Here is an 18378-nt window from a genome sequence, read left to right on the forward strand (position 1 = left end):
TTGTTTGCGGAAAGAAATTTCGGCAAGCCGATTTTGATCCTGTCTTTCCGAGTCGCTGATCCTGACGCCCCCGGCGGCTGGATCGTGGGGCACCACATCGCGGACCCCGGAAGCCGCCTAAAAAGGGAAGCCTTTACGCACATCCCAGCCTTTACCGCATGGAAGCGAAACCCCAGCCCGGACATAGAAGACACTTTGATCTGCGAAACGCTTTGGCGCGATGCCAAGCGCGTCGGAGGGGCGGTTGAGACGCAAGCACGGTTTCTGCTTTTGCCTGTGTCCGAGTAACGCCTTGCGCGGGCTGTTCTAGGCCCGCGCAAGCGCCCTATACCAGTGCCCCCAGCGCCGTTGTGCGTTTGGATCGTCGGGCGCATCCGCAACGCCCTTCAAGGCCCGCAGGAAGGCCAACCTATCCGCTTCCCCCTCAATCGCCTGAAACATGCCTTGCACGGCGCTGTCAGCAGCCCAATAGACCGCCATAAGCGCCGCCAACTCGTCCGGCGTGTCTGGCCGCCTCCTTGGCCGCCCCAACGGCTTAGGCGCACTCATTCGTGCCGGGTTGGGTATCTTGTTCCGATCCGGCAAGATGCGCCTCGAAGGCCCCTCTGGCGGCTGCGCAGCCCAAACCTTCAAGGGTGTCGCAAGCGGCCCCCGTGCCTCGCCCAGCGCGGGCCGGGAAGCCGTTGTGGCTAATCTCGCGGCCAAAGGCTCGCCCCCGGCTCTCAATGCGGCTTTCATAGCGCGGCCTTCCTTCGTACGCTTGTCCAGATTGCCCAACCGGACCCAAACCATCGAGGCGTCCGCGTCCGCAATGCGCTTGGGCAAATCCACCCGGACGGCCCGCGTCCATGTCTCGTCCGCCGTCCGGTCCAGTTGCGTCCGCTGGAAGCGCCACGCCAACCAATCTCGGACGGCGGGCAAAAGCGCGTCCACGTCCGCGCCCAGCGCCCGAACGGCGTCTACGAATGGCCCTTCTGACGCGCCAAGATCAATCGTACGCCCCGGCAGGGACGGGTTTTTCTTCCAACCGTTCGTCAGGCGATTGCGGGCACGGCGGGCTTCGGCCCGCGCAAATTCCTCCGGAGAGGTCTTTCCGGTTTGCATCTGCCGGAGTTGGGTTTCCCTATGCGCCCGCGCCGCGCCCGGCCCACAATGGCGTTGGCAGCGACCCTTGCCTTCACTGATCGGGACTTGGGTACAGATTGTTCCCGTGCGCGTCCGCGCGCCGCAAACAGGCGACAAAACCCCGCCGCGCCGGTGCAACTTGGCCGCCGAAATGAAGTTTTCGCGCTGTGCGTCTGATTTGAAACCGGGCGGACATTGCATGGGGGGGCTTTCGGATAAATGACAAGACAGGCATGTGTTATACTATAACATAAAATCCTGTATTATAGTAGCCTCGCATCCTTAGCACTCAATCACCAAGTCAACGCACCGCCGCCCTGTCCACGCAATCCCTGCTCTAAACCTTAGGCAGGTCAGGAACGTAAATCTGCTTTAATGGCAATAGCGTGCGATAGCGCGGCGAAAGTTTACCGTAATTTTCCAAAACCATTTCGACAAACTGCTCGCCATCAATCAAGCGCAACTTCGATCTGTTGCGCTCCAGCTCTATGGCTGGCCGTGTGTACGACCCAAGACACACAAACAATCCAAACTCACCCTCGCCCAAAGTACCAAGAAGTTGGTTTACTTCTGCTATGCCGATAGGGCTGGTTATACGCTTGCATTGGACCTTGATTATCGGCGGTTGTAGGCCCAGCGCGTCCATATGAGCAATCACGTCCACGCCACCATCGCTGCTTTTTGGCGTCACCCGCGCGGTATATCCCATGCACTCCAACAGGTGTGCCATAAAGTCTTCAAATTGGTGGCCCGTCAGTTCTGTCATAAGCCGCTTGATGACAAAATCGCTTGTGTTTGCCTCGGCCTGCAACGAAGCGGCAACCGTCGCCGTGTCGTCGTCAGTTGTGTCTTCTGCCTCGTAAGGGTCAGCCGCTATGCTGGGTAGGCTGGTCTTGATGCTTGGATCAATTTTGCCAAGAAATTCGGTCTTATGTCGTTTTATCCGAAACATTGTCAGAAAAGAGCCGATTTCATTCAACGCGCTTTGGCTGAATTCGTTGCGAGGGAAATGCCCTAGCCATTCCACATGTTGGTGCGTTAGATAATCGTCAGGGTCATTTGCTACATATTCAGCCGACCCTTTAAATCGCCCTATATTGACCATACGGTCTGCTTTAGAGGGGTAGACGACAATGTCCCCAGCTTTGATTTCATGCAGAAATTTGAACATTGATCCTGCATCGACAGGTATAGCGCCCGCTTTTTTGTCGGGATAGGCTACGGCAAGCGCGGCTTTGAACGCTTCCCTGTCGGGCGCTATTTGGGTCAAATCGCCCATTTTGTCCCAGCCAATTCCTACATACCCGCCGTCAATTGGGCGGTCGCCAACATGCGCGCCCATATGAACGCCCCAGACGGTTGGGTTATTTGCCATTGGCATTGCCTTTCTTGCTAGCTTTGGCCTCAGCCGCCGCGCGGGATTGATTGAGGTGGAACAGGCGCGACAAGGTTTCGTCTTCGGTCAGCAGCCCCGCGCGGTAATCATCGCCCCAGCCGTAGGCCTCGGCCACGGCTTCATCCAGCGCTTTGTGGGCGTGGTCCAGCCATGCGGGGCGGGCGTTGTAGAGGTTGGTCAGGGTGCGCTTTTTCAACTCCTTTGCCGCCGCTTCATCCTTGGGCAAGATGCGGTCGGGGTAGCCGGGAACCACTTCTGGCACGCGGTTAACCAGATTGGCGGGGTTGAGCCAGTTTTCCCGTTTTGTATTGAGGTCGGTTGCGGCGGCGGCGATTTTCTGGGCGCGCGGGTCGGCGGCGTAATCGGCGGCGGGGATATTGGGGGTGAGGCCTTCGGGGAAGGGGAAGGTTTCAAAGGTGGTAGAGGGGGTGTAGCGGGGGCGGTCCTCTAATGACGTTCCCATGCGCAGCGCCCAGAGTTCATGGAAGCGGGAATGCAGGATGCCAAAACTGGTGTCGTCGTCGCGGGCGATGGCGTCAATTGCGGTATCGGGTTTTGCTGACGCATCTAGCCAAACAAAAATTCGGTGCTTTGAAACGCGCGGCGTTCCGATGTAGCGCGGCAAGCCATCTAAGCGCTTTCGCAAGGCAACACGGGCTTCTTCGAAAATCCACCAGCGGGCCTTAGTTCGTTCGCGCCGTACAGTTTGCCGATAGGGATATACAAATGTAGAAACATGCTGAAAAGGGCGCTCAAAAAGTGCAGCATCCTCAAGGGTTGGATGAGTGCCAAAATCAATAACCCAACGATCCATTGGTCGGCGGACAATATCAATGGCAACTATTAAGGGAAATAAAACATCTGAATTTGGCTTGCCGTGAACATTAGTTGGCAATGTCAGCCACTCCCTAGCGGTGTCTCCCGGTACATCAAACTCGCCGTATTTTTTCATTCCCTCAAAGCAATATCCGACATTTTCCGGAATTCGCGCCGCTTTAGTAAGATTGAAACCATGTGAATTGGAAGTAAGGTCAGAGTGGATTTCTTCCACTTCAATCCCGCCAAGGCAAGACTTGCCGCCCTTTACTGTATTAAAGCAGATAAGTGATACGCGCACCGCCGCGCCGTCAACCGTCCACTCCTCATCTGCCCAAGCCTCAAATATCCGCCCTGCGTCTACAATGGGCTTCAACACCTCGCGGTTTGCCCCGCCACGAATGGAGTTGGTGGAAACCAGCCCGGCGCGGGTAAGTTCTCCCGCCTGCATCTGCGACCACGCCTTTGCAAACCAGTAACACACCAGATCGGCAAAGCCCGGCACAGTATCGCCCCACGCCTTGCGCAGAGTTGAGGTGTAGTCCTCGCCCAGCTCGCCCAGCAATTTGCTTGCACCCAAAAACGGCGGGTTGCCCACCACCACATCGGCCTTGGGCCAACTCGCGCGCGTGCCATCGGCGTTCAGCACGGCATCCCTATTCTCAATCGTGTTCAACGTGCGCAAAATCGGGTTTCTCGCGGCCTCAAAGCCATTGCGCCGCATCCATTGGATTTCGCCAATCCAAACCGAAACGCGGGCCAGTTCGGCGGCATAGGGGTTCAACTCTATGCCCAAAACACATTCTGGCCCGATAGAGGGGAAAGCGCGCGGTAGGCCTAGCGCTTCGGCCTCTAGGTTGGCGCGGTGTTCGATGTTTTTTAATTCCAACAGCGCGATATAGAGGAAGTTGCCAGACCCACAGGCTGGGTCAAGTACACGAAAGGCCTTGAGGCGTTCGATAAAGCCCTTGTGCAGTGCCTCGGCGTCTTTGTGCGCCTTGGTGTTGGCAGCAAGGTCTTTGCCCCGCAGTAGCTTTTCTTTGGTTGCCTTTGGGGCTTTGTCTAGCAGTTCGGTAATCTTGCCCCGCACCTCGGCCCATTCTGCCAGCAGGGGTTGCACGATAACCGGGCTAACAATTTGCATGATTTTATCGCGGTCGGTGTAATGCGCGCCCAGTTGGCTGCGCTTGTCCGGGTCCAGCCCGCGTTCAAACAAGGTGCCAAGGATAGAGGGGTCAATATCGGACCAATCCAGAGTGGACGCGCGAATAAGGTCGTCAAGGTCTTCCCAAGTCAAAGGTAGGGTGTCGTCACTGTCAAACAAGCCGCCGTTGAAATACTCCACCGCCTCAAAGCCGACCATGCCGCCCGTGCGCATGGCGGCAAACAGGGTTTTGGCGTGGGCGTCAAAGGTTTCAGGCTTGGGACGCGCGGCTTTTATCATCCGCTCAAACATCTTGTTGGGCAGCAGGTTCACGTCTTCGGCAAACATACAAAACACAAGGCGGTTGATGAAATGCGCCACTGCTTCGGGGTCATGGCCCCGGCCTCGCAAGCGCTGGGCAAGTGTCGCAAAGCGCTGGGCGGCTTCCTCAGTAAGTAGTTGGCGGGTTTTGGCGGGTTTGAGGCGTTCGGGGTCGGTAAAACAGTGGCGCAGAAGATCGCGGTTCGCGGCGTCCGTCAGGTCTACCAATTCGATGGTATGGACTTTTTGAACGGTGTTGGTCCAGTTGGTATGGATGCGGATGCGGTCCATATCCGACACAATCAGCAAAGGCGGGTTTTCTAGCGCGATTGCGTATTGACGTAGTTGGTCAAAGGCTTTGTCGAGGTCTTTGCGTTTGCCCTTGTACTCCCAAGCAAAGCAATCCTTTCGCCAAACATCGGCCCAGCCTTCGCCGCCGGATGATTTGGACGCGCCCTTTTCAAAGGTGAACCATTCGCCCTTCGGGTCCGCAGTAACCGGGTCGGGAATGCCTAAGAGGGTGCATAGATCAAGGAAATGGCTATGGGACGCTGTGCGCTCTTTCAGATCAACATTGCGCCATTTGTCGATAAATTGCTGCGGTGTCATGCGCCTAGCCCCAAATACTTCGACCGCAGTAAGCCTTGGATAGGGATTGAAGCCAAGGGGGGAATTGTCTGCTTTGTCACCAATTCCAGAAAAATCACCGCTTTGTGGGCGCGGTATAGAGAGGTTACAGCCGCGCCGTCGGGGTAGGCCGGGGGGTGGAGGGTGTCTTCCCGTCCACGTCCATGTCCGGGCTTGGCGTCCGCCGCTGCGCGGTGTCCACATCCGGCCCGTCCATGCCCGTCCGCCACGCCCCGTCCGGCGTCTTGCGCTTGTCCGCCACGGACGCGGCGTTCAAGTCCGACATGCCCCAACCATCGCTGCTCCTGCCGGACGATCAACGCCCACATGCGCGCAAACATGCGACATTCCGACGCACCCCGGGCCGTATCGATGTGATGAATCCGCCTAGGAAACCAACACTCAGCAAGCCAACCTCCCAAACGGGGTCAGGATGGGGTGAGGGGGTTAAAATCAGGAATTATTCAATGATTTCAATGGTATATGGCGGAGAGACAGGGATTCGAACCCTGGGAACCCGTAAAGGCTCAACGGTTTTCGAGACCGCCCCGTTCGACCACTCCGGCACCTCTCCGCGTCGGGGATCGTATCTTGGGGCGTTTAACGCGCCGCGGAATGTGTTGCAAGTCTGATTTGCTGCAATTTTTGAATGGCGGTCTGATTTTTTTTGCGTGGCATGAATTTGCCGCAGGATGCTGTGCGCGGGTTGGCAAGTATTGCGGGGCGGGATAGGTATGTACATGCTTTTCCAAGGTGTCAGAAAATGAATGCTCGCGTGAACTTCGCAAAGGTTTGTCTGCTCGGTCTGTTTGCTGGCCTGGGGTCTTTGGTGATGGCCGATGCAAAACCCGTTCCGTTACTTCAGATTCAGGCGAGTAAGGTGCCGACTGTTTCCGAATTGGTGAATACACTGAAAATCGCTGACGTGATTGATGTGATGCGCCAGGAAGGGCTGCAATACGGGGACAGTATGGAACAGGACCTGTTCTCGGGCGATGCGGGGGCCGGGTGGGCTGCTGCGGTGGAGGCCATTTATGATGAGCCGACAATGCGGGCGCGGTTCGAGGGGGCGTTTGGGGCGGCTTTGAAGGGGAGTGATGCGGATCTGGCAGCGATGGAGGGGTTCTTCGCGTCAGATCTGGGGCAGCGGATTCTGACGCTGGAAATTGAGGCGCGCCGGTCTTTGATGGATCAGGCGGTTGAAGATGCGGCGCAGGCGCGGGTGGAGGATATGATGGCCGAGGCCGCGCCGCGGATCGAGGCGTTGCAGACCTTTTCGGATACCAATGATCTGGTCGAGTTGAATATCGCCGGCGCTATGAATGCCAATCTGGCGTTTTTTCAGGGGCTGGCCGAGGTGGGCGGCGCGGCAGGTGAGATGTCTGAACAAGATATGCTGGCCAATGTTTGGGGGCAGGAGGCGGATATTCGGGCCGAGACAGAGGCCTGGGTTTTGCCCTACCTGGCGCTGGCTTATGGGCCGCTTTCAGATGCGGAATTGGCCGATTATATCGCGTTTTCAAAATCCGAGGCGGGGCAGAAATTGAACCATGCCTTGTTCAGCGCTTTTGATACGGTTTTCACCCAAATTTCGCGCGATTTGGGGCGGGCGGCGGGCAAGCAGATGATGGGCGAGGATATCTGAGTTTGTGGCCCGTTTCCCTGCGTTGACCGCGCGCGGACGTATTGCTAACCCGCTGATAATAAGCGGTTTTGCATTTTTTATTTACCAAACATTAACCCCTGAAAAGGGCAGGGTGGCGCTAGCGCGGTGGCTGTTTGGCCAAGAACGCGTCAAAGGCGGCGAGGGTGGTATCAGAGACGTGATGTTCCAGCCCTTCGGCGTCAAGCTCGGCTGTTTCGGGCGGCACGCCGATGGCGATAAGCAGATCAACAACGGTGCGATGGCGCGCGCGGACACGCTCGGCCAGTTCGGCACCGGCGGGCGTTAGGAAAACGCCGCGATAAGGCCGAGAGGTGCAGAGACCTTCGCGTTTTAGGCGGGCGACGGCTTTGGTTGCGGTCGGGTGGGCCACGCCCATACGGGCCGCAATGTCGGTGACGCGGGCCTCACCCAGTTCCTCTATCAGATCGCCGATCATTTCGGCGTAATCCTCGAGCACGGCAACGGCTTGGGCAGCGCGGGCTTGGTTAAAGCGCTCGGCCTGTGCAGTGTCTTGCGCTGAAGCTGAGTCGGGCATTTCGGCGGCCGGACGATTTTGGTTTGGCATCACGTCCCCCGCTGTATCACGCTGGCGGGATTTTTAGCAGAAGGGGGGCGGGGTTGCAAGTGATGGCACGGTTTGCAGCCTTGGCTATACTTTCAGAGGCGTATTTAAAGTTGCGGCATTTTGGACCAACGCAAAATGAAGGTTCGGCCATGATTACCAGCCCGTTGACAAAAGTGTAGCCTTGGCTTTATTTGACCTGAGAAAGCCGAGGGCAAGAAAACATGGCACTGAACACAACAGATCGGGCGCGCAAGGGCATGGCCGACATTCTGGCCGGCGGAAAAATGGGGCCGCGGCGTGCGCTGTTTTTTGTAGGGCCTGCAGTGATCGCATCGATCGCCTACATGGACCCCGGCAATTATGCGACGAATATTCAGGCCGGCGCGGGCTATGGCTATGGCTTGCTGTGGGTGGTGCTGGCCGCCAACCTGATTGCGATGCTGTTTCAGGCGCTTTCGGCGCGGCTGGGTATTGTGACAGGGCGCAATCTGGCCGAGTTGAGCCGCGACTATTTTCCCAAGCCGGTGGTTTTTGTGATGTGGGTTATCAGCGAGATTGCCGCGATGGCCACCGATTTGGCCGAGTTTCTGGGCGGCGCGATTGGTTTGGCGCTGTTGTTTGGCATCCCTTTGTTCTGGGGGATGGTGATAACGGCGATTGTGACCTATGGCATTTTGATGTTTGACGCCAAAGGCTTTCGCCCGATGGAGCTGGTGATCGGCGCCTTTGTCGCGGTGATCGGGCTGTGTTTTCTGGTGGAACTGGTGATTGCGCCCATTGATTGGCGCGATGCCGCGCTGGGCTTGGTGACGCCAAATCTGCCCGATATGACCGCACTGACGATTGCCGTGGGGATCATTGGGGCCACGGTGATGCCGCATGCGATTTACCTGCATTCGGGGCTAACGCAGGGGCGGGCAGTGACGCCGGATGATGCCACGCGGGCGCGCGTTGTGCGGTTTTCGAATATTGAGGTGGTCGTGGCCCTTGCGGCGGCGGGCATGGTGAATATGGCGATGGTAATGATGGCGGCAAGTGCGTTTCACGCGGGCAACCCCGAGGTGGCCGAGATTGAAACCGCCTATCACTTGTTGACGCCTTTGCTGGGCGGGGCTGCGGCGGTGGTGTTTCTGATCTCGCTTTTGGCGTCGGGGATTTCCAGCTCGGTCGTTGGCACGATGGCCGGGCAGTTGATTATGCAGGGATTTTTGCGGATACGGTTGCCGTTGTGGTTTCGCCGTGCGGTGACGATGATGCCGGCTTTTGCGGTTGTGGCGATGGGGGTTAATGCGACCGAGGCGCTGGTGATGTCGCAAGTCGTGTTAAGTATCGCGCTGCCGGTGCCGATGATTGCGCTGTTGATCCTGACGGCGCGGCGCGAGGTGATGGGCGTATTCGTGACCGGCCCTGTGGTGCGCGGCCTTGCGATTTTTGGCGCAGGCGTGGTGCTGGTTTTGAATTTTGTGCTGTTGGGCGAGGTGTTTGGTTTGGTGGGTTTGGGTTAGGATTGCGACAGCCCGCGTTTCCAATCGCCTTTGAACAGGCGCTTGTGGAAGGGCGGGAATTTTACCAGCTCTTCGCCCAAGAACAGGGCGAAAACCCATGTGACGGGTGTATCCCAATAGAGGATGAACAGCGCCGTGAGCGGTACACGAAACAGCCATTGCGACAGCACAAAGATGTTCATCACGTAAAGCGTGTCGCCCGCCGCGCGCAGGGTATGGCCGCACATCGCGTTTGAGCCTTTAGGGAACGACAGCAGCAGCAGCACTGGCAGAAAGCTGAACAAGGCGGCGCGGGTTTCGGCCTCGAGGTTGCCATAGATCAGATCTGCGCCGAAGGTGACGATGCAATAGCTGGCCGAGACGAGGGCGGCGGCGATCATCGACATGCGCCAGGCGCGGCTGAGGAAAAGGTCTAGATCATCGCCTGTGCGGTTGTTGCCCAAGAGTTGGGCCACGATGATGCCCGCGGCCTGTGCGATCGAGGTGCCGATATTGCCGGTAAGGTTGATCCATGGGGTGATCAGCGTCAGGGCGGCGAAGTTGTTGACCGACATTTTGGCAAAGAGCAGTGCGAGGACATAGACGGCGAGGGCGTTGCTGATAAACGTGCCGGCGATGGGTAGGGCGAATTTCAGGTGGCGTTTGGTGGATTGCCAAAGTGTGGCCTGCATCCAGCCCGCAACATCGCGGTAGGCGCCGGTCAGCCGGTAAAAGCTGGTGCCAAGATAGGCCACGCGGACGGTTGAGGCGATGACGCTGCCGATGCCCGCGCCGACCACGCCAAGGGCGGGCATGCCGTAATGGCCGTGGATCAGCGCATAGCTGGCAAGAACGTTGATCGGCACTGCGATCAGATAGCTGCGAAACGGGATGACGGTTTTGCTGCGGCCGTTGAAATAGCTGCCAAGGCATTGGGCGACCGCCTCGACAAAGACCAAGATGAGGAAAACCAGCAGGTAATTCCAGGCTTGTTCAGCGATCCAGGGGCTGTGGGCGAAAGAGGCGATTAGCGGCGGGGCGATGGCCCAGACAATAGCGGCACCGATTGCCGCCGAGGCGAGGTTGATGATGACGCCTGCGTAAAAGCCGGTTTTCAACGCGACCGGGTTTCTGGAGCCGAAGGCCTGTGCGATCAGGATTTGGGTCGCCGTGGAAAAGGCAAACAGCACCCCGAGCAAAAGGCTGCCAAAGGCCGCTGCAAGGCCCATCGCCGCCACCGCCTCTTCGCCCAAGGCCGAGACGAGATAGGCGTCGATCACGACAATCCCGTTCAGCATCATCGCCTTGAGCATCAGGGGCCAAGCAATGGAAAGCATATCTTTGGTCGTGGGCGGGGGAAGCGTGTCGGTCATGGTAATCCATCGGGGGTGTGGATGTACCTAAGGGCCGAGCAGGAGGAGTGGCAAGGGCGAAACGTGCTTTGGGGCTGAGAATCTGGTATTTTAGTATGGTAGTTGCCGCAAGTGGGCTTTGGAGACGGGAAAATAGGTGTCCCGCCCCCAATAAAACGGGGGAGGGAAAGGGTGAAGCGGGGCGAAGCCCGACTCAGGGCGCTGGGCTAAAGTGCGAAGGTTTGCAGCTTGTTTTGTGGCTGCGGGGGCACTGCTTGCAGGGTGACGCTTTGCGTACCAAAACGCGGCGAGGTGACCAAAAGCGTGATCTGCCCGACGGCCCCAGTAAGCCGCAGCCAGACACCAGAGGTGCCGCCAGCCAGAACGGTCGTCTCTGGCCCGATCACTTTGGCGGGGCCTTCGACTTGCAGGGTCAAGGGCTCATTCAAGAACAGCATCTTGTTGCCTGCCTGATCCAGCGCGCGGAAGATCACGCGGATTTCCGCGCTTGCATCAGCCTCGGCCTCGGTGGAATCGGGTAGGATTTCCAAGGTAGTGGGCACGCTGTCACCGGGGAACAGCCGTTCAGCGACTTTCTCGCCGTTCAGAAAACCCGTGATCCGCCCGCCGTGCCAGCTTTGGCCCCAATGGCCCAGCTCATCCGGCGAGAAATGGCGGTGGTCGATGATGACAGGCGGGTTGGGCAGATGGCCAAAACGTTCCACATCCGGGCCGACACGTTTGACGACATCGGCAAAGGCCAGCTCTACCTCATCACAGTTGGTTAGCACGATCAGGGGCAGCACGCCGCCGATGTTACGCTCGCCCCGCGCCCAGACGGTGACGGGTTCCATCACGATGCCTTCGCTTGCGGGCTTTTGGCTGGAATAGGCGTAGGCGGCGAATTTGGGTTCGCGGAAAATCGTCATCACGCCGTGGTGGCAGATGCGGTCGCCTGCGCCGAAATCTTTGTGCGTGTTATAATCATACATGCACCAGCCGATGCAGCCCGCGATTTGCGGGTCGGCGTGGGCGGCGTTCAGCACCTCTAGGTGGCGGATCACATGCTCGGCCTGATGCGCCTCGGGGTCGCCCGCTTTGGTGGGGAACATGTGACCGTTATATTCGGTGATGATATAGGGCACTGGATTGGGCAGGCCCGTCACCTCGGCTTGGGTCCGCAGCGCAGTGCGGGGGCGGTTGTTGCCCGGCAGCTCAAACTCGCCCAACACAAAGTCATTCATTGTGTAGACGTCTTCAAGCAGCTCGCTTTCGGTAATATAGCGCACGCCGCCGGTGGGGCGGGTGGTATCGAGCGCGCGGGCAGCGGCGTTGGTGCGGATGTAGAAATCATGGGCATCCATGCTTTCGTTGATGCGCACACCCCAGATGATGATCGACGGGTGGTTCCAGTCGCGTTCGATCATCCGGGCTACGTTTTGGATGGATTCATCCTGCCATTTGGCGCCGCCGATATGCTGCCAGCCGGGGATTTCCTCAAACACCAGCAGGCCGATTTCATCGCAGCGATCCAGGAAATAGCTGCTTTGCGGATAATGCGAGGTGCGCACGATGTTGCAGCCAAGATCATGGCGCAAAATCTCGGCATCGCGTTCTTGGGCGCGTTTGCCTTGCGCATAGCCGGAATAGGGGAAGCTTTGATGCCGGTTCAGCCCGCGCAGTTTCAGCGGCTTGCCGTTCAAAAGAAAGCCTTTTGCCGTCCAGTCGATCTGGCGAAAGCCAAAGCGGGTCAGGGTTTTATCGCCGCTGTCCAGTGTGATTTGCGCGGTATAAAGCACCGGCGTTTCGGTGGACCAAAGTGCGATGTTTTGCAGGCCGGTCAGGTTGATTTCGGCGCGGTTGTCGGTGATTGCACCTGTGGCGCGGGCAATTTCTGCGCCTGTCGCATCAAGAATAACAGCCTCGGCCGTGCCAGAGGCGGCCTCACTCGTCACCGTAATTTTGACGGTTTTATCCGCCGCCAGCACATCTGGCGTTTCAATCTTGGCATTGCGGAGATGGGCGCGGGGCAGCACCCGAAGCCAGACATCGCGGTAGATGCCCGCATAGGTCAGATAGTCGATCCGGCCACCGAAAGGCGGGATTTCGGGGTTTTCCGAGCCGTCAATCCGCACGGTGATGCGGTTGATGCCGCGCGTCAGATGCGGGGTCAGGCGGGCGGCAAAGGGGGTATAGCCATCGGCGTGGCGGATGATTTCCACACCGTTGCACCAGACAACGGCATCGGCCATCGCGGCATCAAAGCGCAGTTCAACCTCGCGGTCTGTCCACGCGTCATCCCACGCCAATTCGCGCTGATAGGTAAAGGCGCGTTGATAGGCGGTTTCATCAAAATAGTTCAGCGGCAGGTCAACCGCGTTATGGGGCAGGGTGACCGTGTCACCTGCAAGCGGGGTATTGACCCAAGCCGCATCAAAGCCCGCCGCAAAGGTCCATCCGGCGTTCAGTTTGCTGTTGTTGCGCATATTACCACTCGGCAAAGCTGTTGTCGGCATGGCGCCAGACGGGGTTGCGCCAACGGTGGCCATTTGCGGCCTCACGCCGGACTTTTTCTTCGTTCACTTCGACGCCGAGGCCGGGGCCTTGCGGGATGCCAACGAAACCGTCTTTGTATTCAAAGACTTCGGGGTTTGTCAGGTAATCCAGCAGGTCAGAGCCTGCGTTGTAATGGATGCCCAAGGATTGTTCCTGAATGAAGGCGTTATAGCACACGGCATCGAGTTGCAGGTTTGCGGCCAGCGCGATAGGGCCAAGCGGGCAATGCAGGGCCAGCGCTACGTCATGCGCCTCGGCCATGGCGGCAATGCGGTAGGTTTCGGTGATGCCACCCGCGTGGGACGGGTCGGGCTGAATGATGTCGACAAAGCCTTCCTTAAGGATGGTTTTGAAATCCCAGCGGGTATAGAGCCGTTCGCCCAGTGCAATCGGGGTTGAGCAATGGTTGGCAATTTCGCGCAGCGCCTCGGCATGTTCCGACAGCACGGGTTCCTCGATGAACATCAGGCGGTAGGGTTCCAGTTCTTTGGCCAAAACCTTGGCCATTGGGCGATGCACGCGGCCGTGGAAGTCAATGCCAATGCCGAAATCCTGGCCCATTTCATCGCGGATGGCCTGCACGCGTTCCAGCACCTGATCGACCTTGGCGTGGCTGTCGACGAATTGCATTTCTTCGGTGCCGTTCATTTTGACGGCAGTAAAGCCACGGTCGCCGCAGTCGCGGGCCATGCGGGCGGTATCGCCGGGGCGGTCGCCGCCGATCCAGCTGTAGACGCGGATTTTATCGCGCAACTGGCCGCCAAGCAGGGCGTGAACCGGCTGGCCAAGCGCCTTGCCTTTGATATCCCACAGTGCCTGATCAATGCCTGCAATCGCCGACATATGGATGCCGCCGCCACGGTAGAAACCGGCGCGGTACATCACGGTCCAATGGTCGTTGATCTGGCGCGGGTCTTTGCCGATCAGATAATCCGACAGCTCTTCCACCATCGTGGCGACGGTTTGGGCGCGGCCTTCTAGTACGGGTTCGCCCCAGCCGGATATCCCCTCATCGGTGCTGATTTTCACAAAGCACCAGCGCGGCGGCACGATGAAGGTCTCAATTGTGGTGATTTTCATTTTGGCCTCAGGATTGGAAAGGGGCGGTGGGGTGATGCGTGCCGGTCAGGAAAGCATCGGCGACAAGGCGGAGGGGTGCGAGGTCTACCTCGCTTTGGCGGGTTGCGATCAGATCACGGAAGCGGGCGTAAAGCCGTGCGTATTCGTGGTTTTCGCCAGCGATCAGGGGTGTTCCATCGATGGTTGCACGTGCGCCGCCGTCATCCAGCAACAGTGTGCCTTGGTCGGTGGTCAGGCTGATGCGCCAGATCTCATCATGGTCCAGCCGCCAGTCAAAGCCTGCGGTGATTGGAACGTTGCCGGCCCGCAGGTGCAGATCGGCGGCAATCGGGGTGGCGCGGCCTTGGGGGATGTGCAGATCGGCAGACACCAAGATCACGCCGGCCACCAGTTTGGTCAGGATAGACAGCGCGTTGATGCCAGGGTCAAAGACACCGAGGCCGCCCGCTGCCCAGATCCATTCCTGACCGGGGTGCCATTTGCGGACATCCTCGCGCCAGTCGATGGTGACAGAGCGCAGGGTTTTGCCAACCAGCCAGTCACGGGCAGAATCAACCGCCGCCGCCTCGCGCGAGTGCCACGTGGCAAAGAGGGTGAGGCCGCGTGCGGTGGCCTCGGCCTGCAATGCCTCGACTTCGGACAGGGTGGCGCCCGGCGGTTTTTCCAGCATCAGGTGCCGCCCTGCGTGCAAGGCAGCCATCGCTTGGTCAAAGCGGCCTTGCGGCGGGGTACAGAGCGAAATCGCGGCGATGTCCGGTTCGGCCTGCAATAACGCGTCGATGTTTTGGTAGCAGGGCGTGCCCTCTAGCGCCGCATTGCGCGAGGCGATTGCGGCCAGATGCAAACCATCGGTTGCTGCAATCGCGGGCAAATGCTGGGCGCGGGCGATTGTGCCAAGGCCGACAAGTCCGATCCCCAGCATCAGCGCACCCGCAAGCCGTTGTCAGCGCGGAACACAAAGCAGTCGGCGGGGTCATATTCCAAGCCGACCATCGTGCCGCCTGCAGCCGGAAGCCGCTGGTCAGTTTCGACCACCAGCCGTTCACCCGACGGTGCGGTTAGATGGGCATAGGTCACAGCGCCAAGGTTCTCGGCGTGCTCTACGCGGTAAGGCCCTTGTTCTGTAAGGCGCAGCGCGTTCGGGCGCAGGCCGATTTCGACTGCAACCGCGTTTTCGGGCATCTTGATCGCAGGTTTCAGGCGCGCATTATCCAGCCCCGGCGCGATGATTGCACCGTCTTTGACCGTGGCGGCGACAAAGTTCATAGCAGGCGAGCCGATGAAACCCGCGACAAAGCGGTTATCGGGGTCATCATACAGATGCATCGGGCTGCCGACCTGTTCGATATGGCCCGCGCGCAGCACGACGATTTTATCGGCCATGGTCATCGCCTCGACCTGATCGTGGGTCACATAGATCATGGTTGCGCCGATTTCGCGGTGCAGGCGGGCGATTTCAGCGCGCATTTCAACGCGCAATTCGGCATCAAGGTTCGAAAGGGGTTCGTCAAACAAGAACACCTCGGGGCCACGGACAATGGCGCGGCCGATGGCGACACGCTGGCGCTGCCCGCCTGACAGAGCGGCAGGTTTGCGGTCCATCAGCGGTTCAAGTTTCAGGATCCGCGCGGCCTCATCAACCTTGGTGGTGATTTCAGCCTTGGGGTGGCCGTTCATTTTCAGGCCAAAGCCCATGTTTTCGCGCACGGTCATGTGCGGATACAGCGCGTAGGTTTGGAACACCATCGAGATGCCGCGCTCGGCCGGGTCGGCATTGGTAACATCACGCGCGCCGATGGAAATGCTGCCACCTGTGGTTTCCTCGAGCCCGGCGATCATGCGGAGCAGGGTGGATTTGCCGCAGCCGGACGGGCCGACGAAAACGCAAAACTCGCCTTGTTGGACATCAAGGTCGATGCCGTGAATGACCTGAGCTGCGGAATAGCGCTTGATGACCTTGCGTAGGGTAACTTGAGACACGTGATTTCCTCCCACGGGTGATTGGGTATGGCCTGAAATGGGCCGATTATTGTTCTGGAAAGCGCCAGGTATTGGCGGCTTGGGCAATGGATGCGGCGGTTTGCAAGACGCGCGGGGCATAGGATTCCAGCTTGGCGCGATCTTGGGCATTGGCGGTGGTGATGGACAGCGCGCCCAAAACACGACCGCTGTTTGACAGGATGGGGGCCGCGATGCAGACGATGCCGGGTTCGTGTTCCTCATTGTCCCAAGCATATTTGCGGGTGCGAATGGCCTCTAGTTCGGCGCGCAGGCTGGCCTCATCGGCCAAGGTGGTGGGCGTGTAGCGCTGGAATGAGGTGCGGGCGATGGCGTCTTTCAGCTTATCCTCGGGCAGAAAGGCCAGCATCGCCTTGCCAACGCCGGTGCAATAGCTGGGGCCAACCTTGCCCGATTGCGAGAACATTTCCACGGGGCGGGCGGCATTGCGTTTATCAACATAGAGCACCATGCCGTGGTCAAGCTGGGCAAGGTGGATGGTTTCGCCGGTTTCTTGCGACAGTTCATCCAGAAAGGGCGCTGCGATCGGGGCAAGGCTGCTTTGCGCCCAGGCCGAATGCGCCAGCCGCACCAGACGCAAGCCGGGGGCATAGGTTTGGCGATCTGCATCAAAGGCCAGCATTTCCTGATTCGTGAGCGCCTGAAGAAAGCGGTAGAGCGTGGCCTTTGGCAGGTCCGAGCAGGGCAGGATTTCAGCAAAGCGCACGGGGCGGGCAAAGCCGGCCACGAGGTCTAGCACAGCCAATGTGCGGCCAACGGTGCCGTCTTGGTTCGCCAATTGGCTTGTCGTGGCTAACGGGTCTTGATGCTTGGTCATCTGGCCCCCTCCCTTGGTCCAAATTTGCGCGGTTCATTTCGAACACTGTTGACATAGTGGCCGATTCGGGACAAGGTTTCAATATCCAATAACTGGTTCCAACATGTGAAACCGACGATTGGTTGAAATTAGCTTGGGAGGAGCGAATGAAGTTTACGAAAACAGCCCTTGTGGGGGCTTTGATGCTGTCGGTTGCTGTGCCGGCATTTGCCCAGCAGCGTTCGTTGGTCATCAATACCGATACATCCGACCCCGCGCCGAAAGCGGCGTTTGATGCATTGATCGCGGATTTTGAAGCCGCAAACCCTGATGTCAAAGTCACAGTGAACCTGTTTGACCATGAAGGGTACAAAACTGCGATCCGTAACTTTTTGACCGCAGACAGCCCTGATCTGGCCAACTGGTATGCGGGCAACCGTATGGCGCCGTTTGTCAAAGCGGGTCAGTTCATGGATGTATCTGATGTTTGGGCAGAAAACGGCCTGAACGAGAGCCTTGCTTCGGCGGCATCGTCGATGACGATCGATGGCAAGCAGTGGGGCGTGCCCTATACCTATTATCAGTGGGGCATCTATTTCAACAAAGACGTCTATAAGGCGGCCGGCGTTGAAGTGCCGAAAACCTGGGATGAATTTGTTGCCAACTGCGCGAAATTCCAAGCGGCTGGTGTGGATTGCTTGACCACAGGGTCCAAGGCACTGTGGCCAACGGCTGGTATCTTTGACTATCTGGATCTGCGTACCAACGGCTATGATTTCCACATGCAGCTGACCAGCGGCGACATTCCGTGGACAGATGACCGTGTGAAAGCCGTGTTCGCTGAATGGGCAAAAGTGGTGCCATACACCACGGCAAACCATGCCGCGATTGACTGGCAAGATGCGGCGGCGTTGTTGGTACAGGGCAAGGCTGCGAACTATGTCATGGGTAACTTTGCCGTGGCGACGTTCAAAGACGGCGGCATGACCAATGACTCCCTCGGCTTTATGCCCTTCCCGGAAATTACCCCCGGATTGGCACGTGCCGAAGAAGCACCGACCGACACGATCCACATTCCTGCCGGTGCGAAAAACGTAGCGGATGCAAAGAAGTTCCTTGCGTTCATGGCGTCGGCAGAACAGCAGACCAAGATGAACGAAACGCTTGGCCAGCTGCCGATCAACAAGGATTCGACTGTCGGCGACGACCCGTTCCTGAAGGCCGGCTTTGAATTGCTCAGCACTGCCGATGGTGGCATTGCGCAGTTCTTTGACCGTGACGCCTCGGCTGAAATGGCCAAGGTTGGCATGGAAGGGTTCCAGGAATTCATGGTTAAGCCTGATCGCATCGACGCGATTCTGGACCGCCTTGAAAAGACCCGTGCGCGCCTAGCGAAGTAAGCTTTTATACGGGGGCAGGTTCGCTTGCCCC

At 58.5% G+C, this 18378-nt stretch carries 14 protein-coding genes and 1 tRNA gene; 4 read left to right on the plus strand and 11 right to left on the minus strand.

Going from position 1 to position 18378, the window contains the following annotated elements:
- The coding region (locus AKU79_RS19720) for a hypothetical protein (RefSeq protein ID WP_231580132.1) at window positions 1-288 on the plus strand (288 nt) is incomplete at its 5' end.
- Between the two features lie 18 nt (window positions 289-306).
- Here the strand turns inward: AKU79_RS19720 and AKU79_RS08630 are convergent.
- The 4 genes from AKU79_RS08630 to AKU79_RS08650 all read right to left on the minus strand — a co-directional run bounded on the left by AKU79_RS08630 (window position 307) and on the right by AKU79_RS08650 (window position 6003).
- Window positions 307-1326 (minus strand): hypothetical protein, encoded by a 1020-nt coding sequence (locus AKU79_RS08630; RefSeq protein ID WP_156209614.1) that lies wholly within the window; start codon window positions 1324-1326, stop codon window positions 307-309.
- A 136-nt stretch (window positions 1327-1462) separates the two neighbouring features.
- Window positions 1463-2500, minus strand: a complete 1038-nt coding sequence (locus AKU79_RS08635) for a restriction endonuclease (protein ID WP_050523200.1) — start codon at window positions 2498-2500, stop codon at window positions 1463-1465.
- Window positions 2490-5411, minus strand: a complete 2922-nt coding sequence (locus tag AKU79_RS08640) for a class I SAM-dependent DNA methyltransferase (RefSeq protein WP_050523201.1) — start codon at window positions 5409-5411, stop codon at window positions 2490-2492. The genes AKU79_RS08635 and AKU79_RS08640 overlap by 11 nt, the downstream gene beginning before the upstream one ends.
- Window positions 5412-5913: 502 nt before the next feature.
- Window positions 5914-6003, minus strand: a tRNA-Ser gene (locus AKU79_RS08650).
- A 189-nt stretch (window positions 6004-6192) separates the two neighbouring features.
- Between AKU79_RS08650 and AKU79_RS08655 the strand changes: the two genes are divergently transcribed.
- A complete protein-coding gene (locus AKU79_RS08655; RefSeq protein WP_082223982.1) occupies window positions 6193-7074 on the plus strand; it encodes a DUF2059 domain-containing protein in 882 nt (293 codons plus the stop codon).
- Between the two features lie 118 nt (window positions 7075-7192).
- On the opposite strand, the gene mntR is transcribed toward AKU79_RS08655, so the two are convergent.
- The gene (mntR, locus tag AKU79_RS08660; RefSeq protein ID WP_082223997.1) at window positions 7193-7630 is read right to left on the minus strand and encodes a manganese-binding transcriptional regulator MntR; all 438 of its coding nucleotides are present in this window, start codon (window positions 7628-7630) and stop codon (window positions 7193-7195) included.
- Window positions 7631-7881: 251 nt separating this feature from the next.
- Here mntR and AKU79_RS08665 point away from each other — a divergent pair, with 251 nt between their 5' ends.
- Complete coding sequence (locus tag AKU79_RS08665; RefSeq protein WP_050523205.1) at window positions 7882-9165, plus strand: Nramp family divalent metal transporter; 1284 nt, start codon at window positions 7882-7884, stop codon at window positions 9163-9165.
- On the opposite strand, the gene AKU79_RS08670 is transcribed toward AKU79_RS08665, so the two are convergent.
- From AKU79_RS08670 to AKU79_RS08695, 6 genes are all read right to left on the minus strand, one after another.
- Window positions 9162-10517, minus strand: coding sequence for an MATE family efflux transporter (locus tag AKU79_RS08670; protein WP_050523206.1), 1356 nt, complete (start codon window positions 10515-10517; stop codon window positions 9162-9164). The genes AKU79_RS08665 and AKU79_RS08670 overlap by 4 nt on opposite strands.
- Window positions 10518-10723: 206 nt before the next feature.
- Complete coding sequence (locus AKU79_RS08675; RefSeq protein ID WP_050523207.1) at window positions 10724-12982, minus strand: glycoside hydrolase family 2 protein; 2259 nt, start codon at window positions 12980-12982, stop codon at window positions 10724-10726.
- Window position 12983: 1 nt separating this feature from the next.
- Entirely contained in the window at window positions 12984-14132 is a 1149-nt protein-coding gene (gene dgoD / locus AKU79_RS08680; protein WP_050523208.1) for a galactonate dehydratase, read from the minus strand.
- 7 nt (window positions 14133-14139) lie between these two features.
- Window positions 14140-15054 (minus strand): Gfo/Idh/MocA family protein, encoded by a 915-nt coding sequence (locus tag AKU79_RS08685; RefSeq protein ID WP_050523209.1) that lies wholly within the window; start codon window positions 15052-15054, stop codon window positions 14140-14142.
- Window positions 15054-16112, minus strand: coding sequence for an ABC transporter ATP-binding protein (locus AKU79_RS08690; protein WP_050523210.1), 1059 nt, complete (start codon window positions 16110-16112; stop codon window positions 15054-15056). Before AKU79_RS08690 ends, AKU79_RS08685 begins: the two co-directional genes overlap by 1 nt.
- A 46-nt stretch (window positions 16113-16158) precedes the next feature.
- Window positions 16159-16968, minus strand: a complete 810-nt coding sequence (locus AKU79_RS08695; RefSeq protein WP_050523211.1) for an IclR family transcriptional regulator — start codon at window positions 16966-16968, stop codon at window positions 16159-16161.
- Between the two features lie 146 nt (window positions 16969-17114).
- Between AKU79_RS08695 and AKU79_RS08700 the strand changes: the two genes are divergently transcribed.
- The gene (locus tag AKU79_RS08700; protein ID WP_050523212.1) at window positions 17115-18347 is read left to right on the plus strand and encodes an ABC transporter substrate-binding protein; all 1233 of its coding nucleotides are present in this window, start codon (window positions 17115-17117) and stop codon (window positions 18345-18347) included.
- Window positions 18348-18378 lie beyond the last annotated feature (31 nt).

This window comes from Pseudorhodobacter wandonensis (assembly GCF_001202035.1).
In the GTDB taxonomy this organism is placed as follows: domain Bacteria; phylum Pseudomonadota; class Alphaproteobacteria; order Rhodobacterales; family Rhodobacteraceae; genus Pseudorhodobacter; species Pseudorhodobacter wandonensis.